We start from the raw sequence: 14769 nt of genomic DNA, 5'->3' as shown, positions 1-14769 counted from the left end.
AAAGCCTTTAGAGCACAATTTAGAGGAGTCAAAAATGTAGAATTCTTTCTCTTTAGATTAACTAGAATATTTGCATAAACACAACAATTAGTCTTGATCCGTAAGGAAGTTGTGTATGAGGAACAGAATTCGAGTCTAAGTAAGGTGTAAACGCAAAAAAGTCCAACATTGCTGCTGGACTTTTGCTCCCCCTCTTGGACTCGAACCAAGGACCCTCTGATTAACAGTCAGATGCTCTAACCAACTGAGCTAAGGAGGAATTTATGTTTGCAAAACTAGAATGTTTTTTCCTTTTTGCGAGTGCAAATATATACTATTTTTTAGATCACAAAAAGTTTTTTTTGACTTTTTTTCAGGAATTATGAATTTTTATTTTGGAAAGGGGATATTCTTTTTTTTGTGAAATAGGAGTATCTATTTGTTTTTTAGTTTTTTGAGGTAGATAAGATGCTTTTTTATTGAGAGTATGGAAAAAATATTTTTTTTAATAAAATGAAGTTTTTTGCAAATCTAAATTTTTAGAACCCATTTTAATTTGGATAAAATTATACCATTTACACTTTGAATTTACTGTAAAAGAAAATTCAAAGTGTAAATGGTATAATAGTGTTGGTAGTCTAGTTTCTTTTTTAAGAAAGTAATCATTATCCATTGGGTGGATGATGATCTGTTTTATGTGTAGAGGCCAAAAAAAGGTCGAAACAACAAGCTTCGACCTTTTTTTTATTTTTATTAGTTTGGTTTACTTACCAGTGTTATTTGTCAAAAATAGCCCGATAGATATCATTTCCGTTTGCAAATAATAGTAAAGTGATAAGAAGAATGAATCCTGCTAATTGCGCATATTCCATAAATTTATCATTAGGTTTTTTTCCAGCTATGATTTCATATAATAAGAACATTACATGACCTCCATCCAAAGCAGGAATAGGTAGGATGTTCATAAAAGCTAAAATGATTGATATAAAGGCGGTAGTTCCCCAGAAAGCTCTCCAGTTCCATGCATCAGGAAACAGATTTCCAATGGCTCCAAATCCACCAACTTGGCTAGCTCCTTTTTTAGTAAAAACATACTTGAATTGTGCAATGTAGTCATGCAAAGTCCAGTATCCAAAATCAAAACCTTTGGTTATGCTTTCTCCAAGAGAATATTTTCTTTGTTGAACGTTATAGCTTGTTTTTACATTTACACCTATTAAACCTTCGTCATTAGGAGTTACAGAAGTTGTTTTTGTTTCTCCGTTTCTTATATAACTCAGTGAAATACTTTTTTTGGTGTCGTCAGTATGTATTGCCTTTTTGAATTCATGCCAGTGCTTTATTGGAGTTCCATTTACGGTTGTTATTTTATCTCCCTTTTTAAGACCAGCTGTATATGCAGACATTTCAGGAACTATACTATCCAGAATAGGTTCTGTGATTGGGGTGAACGGGCGTAATATTCCAGATTCAAACATGGTGGTTCCTATACCTTCAGGAATATCGATGGTTTGTTGATTTCCACTTTGATGTAAAACAGTGATAGTTTGTACATCTCTCATGAATAGATGATGGTTAACATCAATTACATCTTCCATTTTTTTGCCGTTGATTGCCATAATTCGATCTCCATCTTCAAAACCAAACTTTTTAAAAGAATCTTCTATAGCAAATCCATTTGGCATATCATCAAAACTCACATGGTTTGTACCCCAAGTAAAGATAATTGCCATATAAATTAAAAACCCAAGAATGATGTTTACTGTAACCCCTCCTAGCATAATGATTAATCGTTGCCAGGCTGGTTTTGATCTAAACTCCCACGGTTGTGGTGGGCCAGCCATTTGTTCTTTATCCATGCTCTCGTCAATCATTCCAGCTATTTTTACATAGCCTCCCAATGGTAGCCAACCGATACCATAAACTGTTTCACCTATTTTTTTCTTGAACAAAGAAAATTTCACATCAAAGAACAAGTAGAATTTTTCAACTCTTGTCTTGAATAATTTGGCAGGGATAAAGTGTCCTAGCTCGTGTAATACGATAAGGATCGATAAACTTAATAATAGCTGTATGGCTTTTATAAAAAATGGACTCATAAGTCGTTCTTCAAAATTAAATCACGCAAAAGTAACCTTTTAGAAGGGCATATAAAAAAAAACTACCCTACAGTTCGATACATTTAGTATTTTTTTAATGAAACAATTATTTTTATAAGGGATAATCCTTGTAATTTTGTACAAATATAATTATCCAATATGCTTCAGTTTTTTTCTAAATATAAGTTTTTTGCAATTGTACTTTTTGTATTGTCGGCTATTATCATATCTATTATATATTCTATTCTTAAGCCAGATCGTGTTTTGCCAGTGTATGAGCCAGATATGGTAAATGTAGAGCTGGTAGATAGTACGGTGCAGTATATTCGTAAATACCATAAAATTGCTGATTTTAAATTAATAAATCAAAACGGAAAGGAAGTAACGCAACTGGATTATAAAGATAAGATTTATGTAGCAGATTTCTTCTTCACTACTTGTCAGACAATTTGCCCGATAATGACTGGACATATGAAAGAGATTCAAGAACGATTAAAGAGTGATACCGATGTATTGTTGTTGTCTCACTCTGTAACTCCAAAAATTGATGATGTAGCTAGGTTGAAAAAATATGCAGTAGATAAAGGGGTAGATGATAGTAAATGGAATTTAGTGACAGGAGACAAAAAACAAATTTATGATTTGGCACGTAAATCTTATTTGGCAGCAAAATCTGATGGGGATGGTGGTCCTTATGATATGGTACATACAGAAAATTTTATTTTGGTTGATAAGAAGAAGCATATTAGAGGGTTTTATGATGGCACCAATCCAGAAGAGATTGATCGGTTGATGGAGGATATCACTATATTGAAGGAAGAAATAAGTAAAAATTAACTTTAGGTTTGTATGGATTGCGTAATTTTGGCTTTTTCAATACATTTTTTTACACTATTTTTGCTTAGTTTAAATTAATCTAAATAAAATTTGAATACTACAATTGCTACCCTTAAAAAAGGTCAACGAGCCTTGATTAAAGAAATTACTTCAGATATTGTTCCGCTTAAATTACTGGAAATGGGGTGTTTGCCAGGAAATGAAGTTGAGTTGCTTCAAATAGCTCCTTTTCAATGCCCACTATATCTTAATATAAACGGTAGCCACCTTGCCATTCGTAAGGAAATTGCTGTTCATATTGAAGTTCAAATTATCAAATAGCAATTCTTTTTATGGCCACGCAAATAAAAGTTTCATTAATAGGAAACCCAAATACAGGAAAAACATCTGTTTTTAATTTACTTACAGGACTTAACCAGCAAGTAGGTAATTATCCTGGGATTACAGTTGAGAAAAAAGAAGGGGCTTGCAAGATTTCTCATGATGTAAAGGCTCATGTTATTGATCTTCCAGGTACGTATAGTCTTAATGCATCATCTCTAGATGAAAATATTGTTACAGAATTATTGTTGGATCAAGAATCAGAAGATTTTCCTGATGTAGCTGTAGTAGTAAGTGATGTAGAAAATCTAAAGAGAAATTTACTAATTTATACTCAGATTAAAGATTTTGAAATTCCGACTATTCTAGTAGTTAATATGGCTGATAGAATGAGAAGAAAAGGAATTTCATTAGATATACCTTTGTTAGAAAAAGAACTGAATACAAAAATAGCTCTGATTAGTGCAAGAAAAGGAGAAGGAATTGATGAGCTTAAAAAATTAATAGAATCTTATAGGTCTTTACCTAAAAAACGATGCCTTGATGCGTTGTCTTTTGAGCAGGAGTATTTTGATCGATTGCAAAAAACATTTCCAGATCAATCATTATACAAAAGCTGGTTAAAAATAACTCAGAATGCTAGTTTCAAGAATGCTGATCAAAGAGATGAGGCTATTGATAGTGAAGTCGAGACTAAGTCTGAAAGTGAATTTAAAAGATTACAACAAAAAGAGACCATCAAGCGATACCAGTTTATCAATGATGTGCTTAAAAAAGGGTTAATAGTAGATGAGAAATCAGCTACAGGAATGAGAGCAAAATTAGATAGAATATTGACTCATAAATTTTGGGGGTATTTTATTTTTTTTGTAATACTCCTGTTTATTTTTCAAGTTATCTATGATTGGTCATCGTATCCAATGGATCTAATTGATGAGACCTTTTCTTGGGCGAGTGAGGCAGTAAAAACAGTTTTGCCATCTGGCCCTTTTGTAGACCTTCTTACAGAGGGTATTATCCCTGGATTAGGAGGAGTGGTTATTTTTATCCCTCAAATTGCATTCTTATTCCTCTTTATTTCAATATTAGAAGAAAGCGGTTATATGAGTAGAGTAGTCTTTCTTATGGATAGAGTTATGAGACGGTTTGGATTAAGTGGAAAAAGTGTTGTTCCCCTAGTATCTGGTACTGCTTGTGCAATTCCAGCAGTAATGGCTACAAGAAATATAGAAAACTGGAAAGAAAGATTAATTACAATATTGGTTGTCCCTTTTACAACCTGTGCTGCAAGATTACCAGTGTACCTTATAATAATAGCATTGGTGATTCCAAATGAGAAAATTATTTGGATTTTTGGGTACCAAAGTCTTATGCTGATGTTTTTGTATTTTCTAGGATTTGCAACGGCAGTAGGATCAGCTTGGGTGCTTAATAAGATATTAAAAATCAAAAGCAAATCATACTTTGTAATCGAAATGCCTGGATATAAAATTCCAATATTCAAAAATGTAATGATTAATGTAATCGAAAAAACAAAAGCATTTGTTTTTGGAGCTGGGAAAATCATTTTGGCAATTTCAATTATTTTATGGGTATTGGCAAGTTTTGGCCCTAATGAGAAATTTAATAATGCAGAAGAAATTATTAGTAAGCAATACGTTGATCTCTCAGAAGAAGAGTTAGAGAATAAAGTAGCGTCTCATAAACTTGAATATTCATTTATTGGGTATGCAGGTAAGGCAATTGAACCAGTTGTAAAGCCTTTGGGGTATGATTGGAAAATTGGTATTGGTCTTATAAGCTCTTTTGCTGCTAGAGAGGTTTTTGTAGGAACATTGGCAACTATTTACAGTGTAGGAAGTGATGAGGAAGAAACTATAAAAAATAGAATGGCTGCAGAGGTAAACCCTGTAACGGGTGCTCCATTGTTTAATCTGGCAAGTGGAATCTCTCTTTTATTGTTTTATGCATTTGCAATGCAATGTATGAGTACGCTAGCCATTGTAAAGCGAGAAACAAATAGTTGGAAATGGCCAATGACTCAGCTTATTTTTATGAGTATTTTTGCATATGGAGTTGCTTTGGTTGCATATCAGCTTTTAAAATGAGGTATCTTGTAAGTTTTCTGTATCTTTATACGACTATTAATGTGCTCTTGACGATTATCTTTTAAGGTGATTGATGCGTAATGAATTACTATAGCACTCTTATCAATAACAAATGAATATTATTATCCAAAATATATTGGTGTTTCTCACATTTGCAATAGCAGTTGGATTTTTGATAAAGAAATTCTTATGGAAACCTGCTTTGTCTTCTGCAAAAAAGAAATCATCAAAATCATGTGGTGATTCAGGTTGTGGATGTCACTAAGATTTTGGTTTTTTAAACCATTTTAGAGGACCGCTACTAATTAAATATACACCACCAAAAATAAAAATACAACAAAGTAATTTTGGAATAGTGATGTCTCCTTTATATTGACTATCTGCTACTAAGTAAGAAATAATAGTAACAAGTATCATTGCTACAGCTGGTTGTACATAGATATAACTGCTAGATACAGTTGGTTTTACATATTGTAAAGCAAACATGTTGAGTAAATATGCTAAGAAAGTAGGTCCGAGGATTACATAAAATAAAGATGCCCAGTTAAATGATGTAAAGGGGGCAAAATCAGAGGTAATTAGTTTTTGTATACAAAAAGGAAATATAATTATAAAACCAAATAAAAAAGTCCAGATAATAACAGTAACTGGTTTGTATTTAGACATAAGAGGTTTTACAAGAACTAGGTAAAAAGAAAAAGCTAATGCATTGATAAAAATATAGATATTTCCTAGTAAAGAACCAGTTCCCATTCCTGAATTACCTAGAAAAATCAATAAAATAGCTCCAGATCCCCCGATAGAAATACCTAGAATGCGCTGTATGGTTAAAGGCTCTTTAAGTAGAAAATAACTAATAATTACTGTAAAAATAGGCATTGCAGTTACTATGATAGCTGCATCAACAGGAGAGGCAAGGCTTAACCCGTTCATAGAAAAGAATTGGTTAATGCCAACACCTAAAAAACCGCATAGTGCTAAGAGGCCAATATCTTTTTTTTCTACTCGCTCTTTGATAAATAATTTAAGAAGAAAGAATAATAAACCTGCACCGCCAATTCGTAAAAATACGAGTGCAGATGCTTCTATTTTGTTAGGCATTAAACCTTTTGCAATAAGATAATTTGCTCCGTAAATAATATTAACACTTAATAATGCTAGATGAGCTTTTGCTTGATTAGAAATCATTGGGTAAAGTTAATGAAACTCTATTGTGTAAAGTTTGAAAGTATACTTAAAAAAATAGATGATTTCAAAGTTAAAATGATAGGAGTTAAAAAATTAATGAAATGCTTTTTATTGAAGTAGTAATTCAAGATAATACTCAGAAGAGGTAATAGGTGTTTTTGACGAAGGATATGGGCTGATCTTATAGCCAAAAATAGTTTTCTGTGGTGTCGTTAATAATTCTTTTATCTGATCAGGATTAATATTTTGGTCACCAAAAACAAGTTTTTTTTCTTCTATTAGAGTGTTGCCTTTATAGATAGCAATAATTATTTTTGCTTCCCCAGCCCATACACACATCATATCAGTTGGGCACCTGGAATCTTCTGTTACCTTAATGAATTTAATACTTTTATCTCCAAAATTGGCTGTATTTCCTATTTTGAGTTTTGTAATAATTTTGGGGGTTTCTATTTCAGCCGAGTTTTGTCCATATGCTACTATAAAAGGTAAGATAAACCAGATTGATAATATGATCTTTTTCATGAGTTGTGTAAATTAGCAAGTATTATTAAAACGGGATTAGACACTTTATAATATACTTATAAAGGTTAATTTTATTTATTTAGATGTTGGATTCACACTATATGCAAAAGTATGACTATATAATTTCTGGTGTAGGAGCTTCAGGGTTGATACTGGCATATCAAATGATTTTGGATTCGTTTTTTGATACAAAAAATATTTTATTAATTGATAAAAAAACTGAGTATTCTAATGATCGTACATGGTGTTTTTGGGAGAAAGATATTGGAGTATGGAGTGAAGTTGTAAGTAAAGAATGGGATACTATTTATTTTGGAAGTAATGATTTTTCAAAAGAAATGCAGATTTCACCGTATCAATATAAATTGATCAGAAGTAAAGATTTTTACGATTTTGTGATCAATGTTTTAGAAGGAAAATCTAATGTAACTTTTGTAAAAGAAGAGGTTGTTTCTTTAAAAGAAAGAGCAGGTCTTGTTCAAGTAAAAACGAATAGCAAAGTGTTTTTTGGGGATAAAGTTTTTAATAGTATACTATTATCTCAAGAATACAAAGCCCAAACCAAATACCCTGTTTTGAATCAACATTTTGTGGGGTGGTTTGTCAAGACAAAAAAACCTTGTTTTGATAAGAATGTTGCTACTTTTATGGATTTTGCTGTGGAGCAAAAGGAGAATACGAGATTTATGTATGTGTTGCCAATCTCAGAGACAGAAGCCTTGTTTGAATATACTTTGTTTTCTGAAAGTCTTTTGAAAAAAGAAGAGTATGAAGAAGAAATTGTAAAATATCTTCAAAAAAAAGGGATTGCTGATTATGTAATTACTGAGACAGAAAAAGGTTGCATCCCAATGACCTGTTATGATTTTAGAAAACAAAACTCCAAGAGTATATTGCATATAGGTACCGCAGGAGGATGGACCAAGCCTAGTACAGGGTATACTTTTAATAATGCAATAAAGAATAGTAAAAAACTCATTTCATATCTTAAGAATAATACAGATTTATCAGCCTTTGGTAAACGTACAAGGTTTTGGTATTATGATGTTCTTTTTATAGACGTACTCTACAGAGAAAACGCTATAGGTTCTTTTCTTTTTACAAGCTTATTTAAGAAAAATAGAAGCTCTAGAATTCTCAAATTTTTGGACGAAGAAACTACTATTTTTGAGGAGTTTTCTATTATAGTTAGTTTGCCACCATTAAAGTTTTTAAAAGCTCTTTGGAAAAGAGTTTTTAAAAATAATTAGTATTCTAGAGGAGGATTCGAGTTTAGTTGATCCCTCGTTCTTTTTTGATTTGATCATATGCTTTTTGTACCTCTTTAAATTTTTCTTCAGCTCCTTTTATATGAATTTCATCCATATGCTGTACTTTATCAGGGTGATACTTTTTTGCCATAGATCTAAATGCTTTTTTTACTTCTGCATCAGTAGCATTTTTATCAATTTCTAAAATTTTATAAGCATGATCACCTGTTCTAAAAAACATAGCTTTAATACTTTCGAAATCTTTAAAATTTATACGTAAAAACCCTGCGATTTTCTGAATTTCATTTGCTTCAGAAGAGCTTACAGAGCCATCTGCATTTGCAATTCCGAATAGAAAATGAAGAATCTGTAGTCGAGATGGATATCGAGTATGTTGATTAATATATGCACAAATTCGAGGAGCAGAAATATGCCTGTTTTTAATTACATCATTAAACGTTCTAAAAGTTGCGTTAGCACGTTCTTTACCATAGGCACTCACAAAATATTGTCTTACATAATCTAATTCCGTTTGATTAACTGTTCCGTCTGCTTTGATAACAATAGAAGATAAAGACAATAGATTAAGTTCAAAATCAGCAGGAGTTACTTTGGTTTCTTGAGAAAACACCGTTTTAAATCCACTGCCATTCTTACTTCTGGATGCGTCTAATAGACTGCCAAGAATAAAACCTAAAATTGCTCCTGGGAATCTAAAAAAGATATAGCCTAGTATGGTAGTAAACCACTTGATCATTCAAAAATATTTTTTGGGTTGCAAATATAAAATAATTATTAAAAGATAACCTTTTTAGAGCGTTATCAGTATATTAGTAATGAGTATTTGTCATTTGTTACAGAATAAGGATAGACAAAATTTGTTTTTACATTTAAATGAAATCAAATAACCCGACTACTTGTCAGTTGAAGGTATATGGTACATAATTTGTAACTTTGTATAAAATTGTAATACGAAAAAATAAAACATAAAAATATGTATCCAGCAGATTTAGTAAAACCAATGCGTGAAGATCTTACCAATATTGGTTTTGAAGAATTACATACAGGAGAGGAAGTAGAAAAAGCAATAGCAAAAGAGGGAACTACATTGGTAGTTGTAAATTCAGTATGTGGATGTGCTGCTGCAAATGCTCGACCAGGAGCAAAAGCTTCTCTAGATAATGCAAAAAAACCTGATAACTTAGTTACTGTTTTTGCAGGTGTAGATAAAGAGGCTACAGATAAAGCACGTGGATTTATGATTCCTTTTCCACCATCATCACCTTCTATGGCATTGTTTAGAAACGGAGAGTTAGTTCATATGTTAGAGCGTCATCATATAGAAGGTCGTCCTGCAGATATGATAGCCGATAACCTTAAGGATGCATATAACGAATATTGCTAAAATAACATACAAGTGAAATAAAAATCCAAAAATGTGACTGGATTTTTATTTCACTTCTTTTAATTTTTAGCAATGATCACAAAGCTCTGGGTATGGAGCTGTATTATTATGGCAACCACAACCGTAATTTTTGTTTTGATACAGGTCCTTATTGCCCCCATTTACATGTTTTAATACTTTTTGATTCATTACTTGTACTCCTTCTAAATTTAAAATGGTCTTTAACATAATTTAAATTGTTTTATTAGTTGTGTACTTCCTGAACATTTATAGACATTCAGTGTTTATGTCTATTTGTTTATGTCTTTTAGAACAAATAAGTTACCTTAATAATTTTAGATTGAAAAAAAGACGATTTAATAGCGATGTTTTTAAACTATATAATTGTTCGAAAAATAAATTTTCATTAGAAGTGGCAATAGTTTCTTAATCTATTGGTTTACTTAAAATATTATAAGACCTTGCGATACTTTTATACAAATCTATTTTATTAATTATTTACAGTAATGAAAGCAATAAGTAAGCTACTTAGCTATCCACTTTCTATAGTTTTTTATTTGTCTTTTGGTTCAACACTCGTCATTTTTCATGCATTACAATGGTTAGGGTTAAAATTAGGAGGTGCCAAAGGGCATAGAGGAGTAGTAAATATTATGAACTTATGTTTATTGCGTTGTTTGCATGTATTGGGAGTAACGTTTAGTTTTAAGAATAATCATTCTTTGCCAGAGGATAAACCTTTGATCATAGTATCTAATCATCAAAGTATGTTTGATATTCCTATGATATCTTGGTATTTGCGAAAACACAAGCCAAAATTCATTTCCAAAATAGAATTAGGAAAAGGGATACCTAGTATATCTTTTAATTTGAGACATGGGGGGAATGTGTTAATCGATAGAAAGAATCCTAAGCAATCAATACCAGCTTTATCAAAATTTGGGAAATTTGTTGCTCAGAACAACTTTTCAGCAGTTATTTTTCCAGAAGGAACCAGAAGTAGGAACGGAAAACCAAAATCTTTTGCTCCAACTGGATTAAAAATTTTATTTAAAAATGCTCCAGATGCTCTGGTAGTGCCAGTTACAATAAATAATAGTTGGAAATTGGTAGAGCACGGAAGCTTCCCAATGGGAGTAGGTATTCATATGACTTTAGAGGTGCAAGAACCCATGCCAATTGATAAAGAACCTGAGATATTGCTAAAAAAGATAGAAGAAAGAATTACTTTAGCAATCAGAACATAACACGCAACTACTATGGCATTAGATAATATACGATTAGAAGTAATGAAATTACTGGAAAAGAAAGTGGATTCTTTTGTAGATAAATTTTTGATTCCAGTAGATAAAATATGGCAACCCACAGATTTTTTGCCAGATTCACAAAATGAAGATACTTTTTTTGATGAAGTAAAAGAATTGAGAGAATTGGCAAAAGAATTGCCTTATGATTTTTGGGTAGTATTGGTAGGAGATACCATTACAGAAGAAGCATTACCTACCTATGAATCATGGTTGATGGATGTAGAAGGTGTAAACCAGCATGAAGATGGAAAAGATAATGGTTGGGCAAAATGGGTACGCTATTGGAGTGGCGAAGAAAATCGTCATGGAGATGTATTGAATAAATATCTATATCTATCAGGTAGAGTCAATATGATCGAGGTAGAAAGAACTACGCAGCATTTGATTAATGATGGCTTTGATATTGGAACCGATAGAGACCCGTATAAGAATTTTGTATATACTAGTTTTCAGGAATTAGCAACATATGTTTCTCACAATAGAGTAGCAAAAATGGCGAAGCAGTATTCTAATAAGTCATTATCCAAAATGTGCAAGATAATTGCAGGAGATGAAATGCGTCATCACAATGCATATAGTGAATTTGTGCGAAATATTTTTGAAGTAGATCCAAGTCAGATGATGATTGCTTTTAGTGATATGATGAAAAAGAAAATCGTGATGCCTGCTCATTTTCTTAGAGAATCTGGGGAGTCTATAGGTACCGCTTTTGAAGAGTTTTCTTGGTCTGCACAACGTATAGGAGTATACACATCACAAGATTATATAGACATCATGCAAAAGCTTATTGATAGATGGGAGATAGATAAAATAATTGACCTTACAGATGAAGCAGAAAAAGCTCGTGATTTCTTGATGAAATTACCAGCAAGAATGCAACGTATTAGTGAGCGATTGGTCATCCCTGAAGAAGTTTTTGAATTCAAATGGGTGCAACCAGCATTAGTAAAATAATTACAATTAAATATGATTGAAGATCAGATTATATCTGATACTATTGATTTTGTAAAAGATAAGCTTAAGGGGGCCGAAGCAGGACATGATTGGTTTCATGTGTACAGAGTGTTCAAAAATGCACAATTAATTTCTCAAGGAGAAAAAGTAGATCCATTAGTGGTTTCTATAGGGGCATTATTACACGATATAGCCGATTCAAAATTTCATGATGGAGATGAAACTGTTGGCCCCAGAATAGCAAATGAGTTTTTACAAAACCTTCAAGTGCCAAAAGATAGCATTGATCATGTAATTAAGATTATAGAGAATGTCTCTTTTAGAGGAGGGAATGCCGATCAAAAATTCAAATCTCTTGAGTTAGATGTAATACAAGATGCCGATAGATTAGATGCTATAGGAGCAATTGGTATCGCTAGATGTTTTCACTATGGAGGGTTTAAAAATAGGGAGTTATACAATCCTGAGATAACACCTGACCTCAAGATGAGTAAAGAAGAATATAAAAAATCTACAGCACCATCAATCAATCATTTTTATGAAAAGCTATTGCTTCTTAAAGACAGAATGAATACAGTAACTGGTAGAAGGCTAGCAACAGAACGCCATCAATTTATGGAACAATTTCTTGAGCAATTTTATAAAGAGTGGGAAGGGGAACTGTAGATTAATTATAGTGCGGTTGTATTAAGATAAAGGATATACCCGATTTTATAACACTTATAACTTCTCAAATTCAAGTTTTATGGTGTAATTGAAAGTCAAAATAAACGTAGTTGGGCATCTTTATGGTATTGATGTAGGTCACAGTTTAGGTGGGTTTTGTGCCCTTCTGTAAAATACTTTTGTCTGGCAATAGTAAACAATTGATGAATTTGATTTGCAAAATTACCACTACCTTTCATTCGCTCACCAAATTTACTGTCATTTAGATTTCCTTTATGGCACTCCATAATCTGATGGAGAATTTTATTCTTACGATCAGGCATAGTATTCTCAAGCCATTTAGTAAATATATCACCTATTGCCCCGTTTAATCTCACTACAGTGTATCCAATGTTTTTGGCACCTCGCTTAGAAATTTCTTCAGCCAATGGTAATATCTCATGACTATTAATTGATGGGATAATAGGGGCCATCATTACATTAGTGGGGATTCCAGCGGTATTCAGTATCTCTAGGGTTTCTAAACGTTTTTTGATGCTTGCCGTTCTAGGTTCGAGAATTCTTCGGGTTTCTTCTTGCAGTGTGGTAATAGATAGGTATACAGAAACCAAATTATGCTTGGATAATTCGGTAAGGATATCCAAATCTCTTAAAATCAAAGTGTTTTTAGTAATAATTCCTATAGGGTGTTTGTACTTCAAGAAAACCTTAAGAAGTTTGCGAGTTATTTTTAATTTTTTTTCGATAGGTTGATAGCAATCCGTATTTCCAGAGAGGGAGATTGGATACGCATTCCACTTCTTGCTTCTTAATTTCTTTTCTAATAATTCAGCAGCATTTTTTTTTATCAAAATTTTGCTCTCAAAATCTAGACCTGCACCATACCCCCAATATTCATGTGAGTTTCTGGCATAACAATATACGCACCCATGCTCACATCCTTGATAAGGATTTAGAGAATATGTCATACCAACATCTGGACTTGTTACTTTATTTACAATTGTTTTAGGATACGTTTCAATATATGTGGTTTGATATTTATCTATAGATTCACCTTGCTCAATACAATAATTGAGAAAATCATCTCTGATTTCATGATGACTGTCAAAAAATCGATTATTTACTTTTTCTTGAGCCCCTCTACCTTTTATTCGTTGCTTGTAATTCATGTTGAATGATAATTTGTGAAGTAAAAATAACAGAATTATAGGAATTATTCCTATTTACCATGGAATTATTCCATTTTCTTGAAAAGTTTTTAAACTGAAAATTGGGATTTCCATATTCATGTGTAACTTTTAGAAAGGATGCTTCTCAACTTTTCTAATCAGTGCTGTTGGAATAATTATAATGAATTTGAAAGAGTATCTAGAGTCAAACAAAATAAAGTACGATTTTATAAGTGATTTAAAATGAGTATAGTAGTAGGTTAATTTCTTTCCTTATTATAAAACAAGCGTAGTCATGATGTTTTTAATTCATGTAATTAAAAAGTTTTTATATGGTTAGAGCACTATTATTATTTGTTTACAAAATAAAACAATGAATTCGAACGAATTGAACTAATGATTGTTATGTGCTGGTGTTTTTGTATTATAACAGTAAAGTAGTTTTTTAGGATATAACAAGGTAAGGGAGATTTTTATGAAAGAAGAAAGATTTATAAGACTACCTAAAGAATCTGTTTTGGGATTTAAAATTGCAACGAGAAAAACAGTAAATCAAAGATTAAGTGATTTAGAAGCGTTTGATCATGACCTGTTTATTGATTGCTTAAATTTTTTATTCGGAAAACCAGATGTAATAGGAGATGGTAGATTAAGTTATTCAATTCGAGATCAGGTAAATAAAATAGATTTTGAAGCTTTTTCAGGGGCAAGCGGACCATCATACGGAGGTACTATTCATCATTTTGAAAACATAGGAGAAGCTAAGCTTCTTACAGCAGTAAGAGATACATTGTTAGCATTTGATATTTGTTTAATCGAAGCTAGTGATCGTCTCAAATTATAAAACATTTCTTCTAATATAGAGGCATGATAATCCTAAACTTCTAAAAGTGTATAGAGAAAATTGTACAAAATGATTTAATAAATTAAAGAATTATTGAAGACGAATTTACAGATGTAT

16 protein-coding genes and 1 tRNA gene are annotated in these 14769 nt (G+C 31.9%); 10 read left to right on the top strand and 7 right to left on the bottom strand.

Annotated features, from left to right (window positions below; all coding sequences use genetic code 11):
• Window positions 1-185: 185 nt before the first annotated feature.
• Window positions 186-259: transfer RNA gene (locus tag DG508_RS09415), tRNA-Asn, on the bottom strand.
• Between the two features lie 496 nt (window positions 260-755).
• Window positions 756-2078: an RIP metalloprotease RseP gene (gene rseP / locus DG508_RS09410; RefSeq protein WP_108867897.1), complete on the bottom strand. Its 1323-nt coding sequence runs from the start codon at window positions 2076-2078 to the stop codon at window positions 756-758.
• 159 nt (window positions 2079-2237) lie between these two features.
• On the opposite strand from rseP, the gene DG508_RS09405 reads away from it, so the two are divergent.
• From DG508_RS09405 to DG508_RS21175, 4 genes are all read left to right on the top strand, one after another.
• The gene (locus DG508_RS09405; protein ID WP_108867896.1) at window positions 2238-2915 is read left to right on the top strand and encodes an SCO family protein; all 678 of its coding nucleotides are present in this window, start codon (window positions 2238-2240) and stop codon (window positions 2913-2915) included.
• 90 nt (window positions 2916-3005) lie between these two features.
• Window positions 3006-3236: a FeoA family protein gene (locus DG508_RS09400; RefSeq protein ID WP_108867895.1), complete on the top strand. Its 231-nt coding sequence runs from the start codon at window positions 3006-3008 to the stop codon at window positions 3234-3236.
• 11 nt (window positions 3237-3247) lie between these two features.
• Entirely contained in the window at window positions 3248-5344 is a 2097-nt protein-coding gene (feoB, locus tag DG508_RS09395) for a ferrous iron transport protein B (RefSeq protein WP_108867894.1), read from the top strand.
• A gap of 112 nt (window positions 5345-5456) precedes the next feature.
• Window positions 5457-5609: a hypothetical protein gene (locus DG508_RS21175; RefSeq protein ID WP_199912772.1), complete on the top strand. Its 153-nt coding sequence runs from the start codon at window positions 5457-5459 to the stop codon at window positions 5607-5609.
• Here DG508_RS21175 and DG508_RS09390 read toward each other — a convergent pair.
• Both DG508_RS09390 and DG508_RS09385 read right to left on the bottom strand, forming a co-directional pair.
• Window positions 5606-6532: a DMT family transporter gene (locus tag DG508_RS09390; protein ID WP_108867893.1), complete on the bottom strand. Its 927-nt coding sequence runs from the start codon at window positions 6530-6532 to the stop codon at window positions 5606-5608. The two genes, DG508_RS21175 and DG508_RS09390, sit on opposite strands and share 4 nt — an antisense overlap.
• A 108-nt stretch (window positions 6533-6640) precedes the next feature.
• The gene (locus tag DG508_RS09385) at window positions 6641-7057 is read right to left on the bottom strand and encodes a hypothetical protein (RefSeq protein WP_108867892.1); all 417 of its coding nucleotides are present in this window, start codon (window positions 7055-7057) and stop codon (window positions 6641-6643) included.
• Between the two features lie 101 nt (window positions 7058-7158).
• On the opposite strand from DG508_RS09385, the gene DG508_RS09380 reads away from it, so the two are divergent.
• The gene (locus tag DG508_RS09380; RefSeq protein WP_108867901.1) at window positions 7159-8307 is read left to right on the top strand and encodes a lycopene cyclase family protein; all 1149 of its coding nucleotides are present in this window, start codon (window positions 7159-7161) and stop codon (window positions 8305-8307) included.
• A 22-nt stretch (window positions 8308-8329) separates the two neighbouring features.
• Here the strand turns inward: DG508_RS09380 and DG508_RS09375 are convergent, their stop codons facing one another.
• A complete protein-coding gene (locus tag DG508_RS09375) occupies window positions 8330-9064 on the bottom strand; it encodes a TerB family tellurite resistance protein (protein ID WP_108867891.1) in 735 nt (244 codons plus the stop codon).
• Between the two features lie 237 nt (window positions 9065-9301).
• Between DG508_RS09375 and DG508_RS09370 the strand changes: the two genes are divergently transcribed.
• Window positions 9302-9712: a BrxA/BrxB family bacilliredoxin gene (locus tag DG508_RS09370; RefSeq protein ID WP_108867890.1), complete on the top strand. Its 411-nt coding sequence runs from the start codon at window positions 9302-9304 to the stop codon at window positions 9710-9712.
• A gap of 66 nt (window positions 9713-9778) precedes the next feature.
• Here the strand turns inward: DG508_RS09370 and DG508_RS21000 are convergent, their stop codons facing one another.
• Entirely contained in the window at window positions 9779-9940 is a 162-nt protein-coding gene (locus DG508_RS21000) for a hypothetical protein (protein WP_159090781.1), read from the bottom strand.
• Between the two features lie 278 nt (window positions 9941-10218).
• Here DG508_RS21000 and DG508_RS09365 point away from each other — a divergent pair, with 278 nt between their 5' ends.
• From DG508_RS09365 to DG508_RS09355, 3 genes are read left to right on the top strand one after another with little or no spacing between them, the layout of a single operon-like run.
• Window positions 10219-10959, top strand: a complete 741-nt coding sequence (locus tag DG508_RS09365) for a lysophospholipid acyltransferase family protein (RefSeq protein WP_328515273.1) — start codon at window positions 10219-10221, stop codon at window positions 10957-10959.
• Window positions 10960-10971: 12 nt separating this feature from the next.
• A complete protein-coding gene (locus DG508_RS09360; RefSeq protein WP_108867889.1) occupies window positions 10972-11973 on the top strand; it encodes an acyl-ACP desaturase in 1002 nt (333 codons plus the stop codon).
• Window positions 11974-11985: 12 nt separating this feature from the next.
• Window positions 11986-12639: an HD domain-containing protein gene (locus DG508_RS09355; protein WP_108867888.1), complete on the top strand. Its 654-nt coding sequence runs from the start codon at window positions 11986-11988 to the stop codon at window positions 12637-12639.
• Between the two features lie 95 nt (window positions 12640-12734).
• Here DG508_RS09355 and DG508_RS09350 read toward each other — a convergent pair whose 3' ends face one another.
• Window positions 12735-13808 (bottom strand): PA0069 family radical SAM protein, encoded by a 1074-nt coding sequence (locus DG508_RS09350; protein ID WP_108867887.1) that lies wholly within the window; start codon window positions 13806-13808, stop codon window positions 12735-12737.
• Between the two features lie 475 nt (window positions 13809-14283).
• Between DG508_RS09350 and DG508_RS09345 the strand changes: the two genes are divergently transcribed.
• Window positions 14284-14652 (top strand): hypothetical protein, encoded by a 369-nt coding sequence (locus tag DG508_RS09345; RefSeq protein WP_108867886.1) that lies wholly within the window; start codon window positions 14284-14286, stop codon window positions 14650-14652.
• Window positions 14653-14769: the final 117 nt, after the last annotated feature.

This window comes from Aquimarina aquimarini (assembly GCF_900299535.1).
GTDB classification, from domain to species: domain Bacteria; phylum Bacteroidota; class Bacteroidia; order Flavobacteriales; family Flavobacteriaceae; genus Aquimarina; species Aquimarina aquimarini.
Note: the sequence above shows the minus strand (reverse complement) of the source record. Positions and strands in the feature narration are given on the sequence as shown.

Bases quoted from the DNA above. Each gene is read 5' to 3' on its own strand.
- DG508_RS09345 (WP_108867886.1), top strand. From the start codon at position 14,284: ATGAAAGAAGAAAGATTTATAAGACTACCTAAAGAATCTGTTTTGGGA.
- DG508_RS09380 (WP_108867901.1), top strand. From the start codon at position 7,159: ATGCAAAAGTATGACTATATAATTTCTGGTGTAGGAGCTTCAGGGTTG.
- DG508_RS21175 (WP_199912772.1), top strand. From the start codon at position 5,457: ATGAATATTATTATCCAAAATATATTGGTGTTTCTCACATTTGCAATA.
- feoB (WP_108867894.1), top strand. From the start codon at position 3,248: ATGGCCACGCAAATAAAAGTTTCATTAATAGGAAACCCAAATACAGGA.
- DG508_RS09370 (WP_108867890.1), top strand. From the start codon at position 9,302: ATGTATCCAGCAGATTTAGTAAAACCAATGCGTGAAGATCTTACCAAT.
- DG508_RS09385 (WP_108867892.1), bottom strand. From the start codon at position 7,057: ATGAAAAAGATCATATTATCAATCTGGTTTATCTTACCTTTTATAGTA.
- DG508_RS09355 (WP_108867888.1), top strand. From the start codon at position 11,986: ATGATTGAAGATCAGATTATATCTGATACTATTGATTTTGTAAAAGAT.
- DG508_RS09405 (WP_108867896.1), top strand. From the start codon at position 2,238: ATGCTTCAGTTTTTTTCTAAATATAAGTTTTTTGCAATTGTACTTTTT.
- DG508_RS09390 (WP_108867893.1), bottom strand. From the start codon at position 6,532: ATGATTTCTAATCAAGCAAAAGCTCATCTAGCATTATTAAGTGTTAAT.
- DG508_RS09360 (WP_108867889.1), top strand. From the start codon at position 10,972: ATGGCATTAGATAATATACGATTAGAAGTAATGAAATTACTGGAAAAG.
- DG508_RS09365 (WP_328515273.1), top strand. From the start codon at position 10,219: ATGAAAGCAATAAGTAAGCTACTTAGCTATCCACTTTCTATAGTTTTT.
- DG508_RS09375 (WP_108867891.1), bottom strand. From the start codon at position 9,064: ATGATCAAGTGGTTTACTACCATACTAGGCTATATCTTTTTTAGATTC.
- DG508_RS09350 (WP_108867887.1), bottom strand. From the start codon at position 13,808: ATGAATTACAAGCAACGAATAAAAGGTAGAGGGGCTCAAGAAAAAGTA.
- DG508_RS21000 (WP_159090781.1), bottom strand. From the start codon at position 9,940: ATGTTAAAGACCATTTTAAATTTAGAAGGAGTACAAGTAATGAATCAA.
- rseP (WP_108867897.1), bottom strand. From the start codon at position 2,078: ATGAGTCCATTTTTTATAAAAGCCATACAGCTATTATTAAGTTTATCG.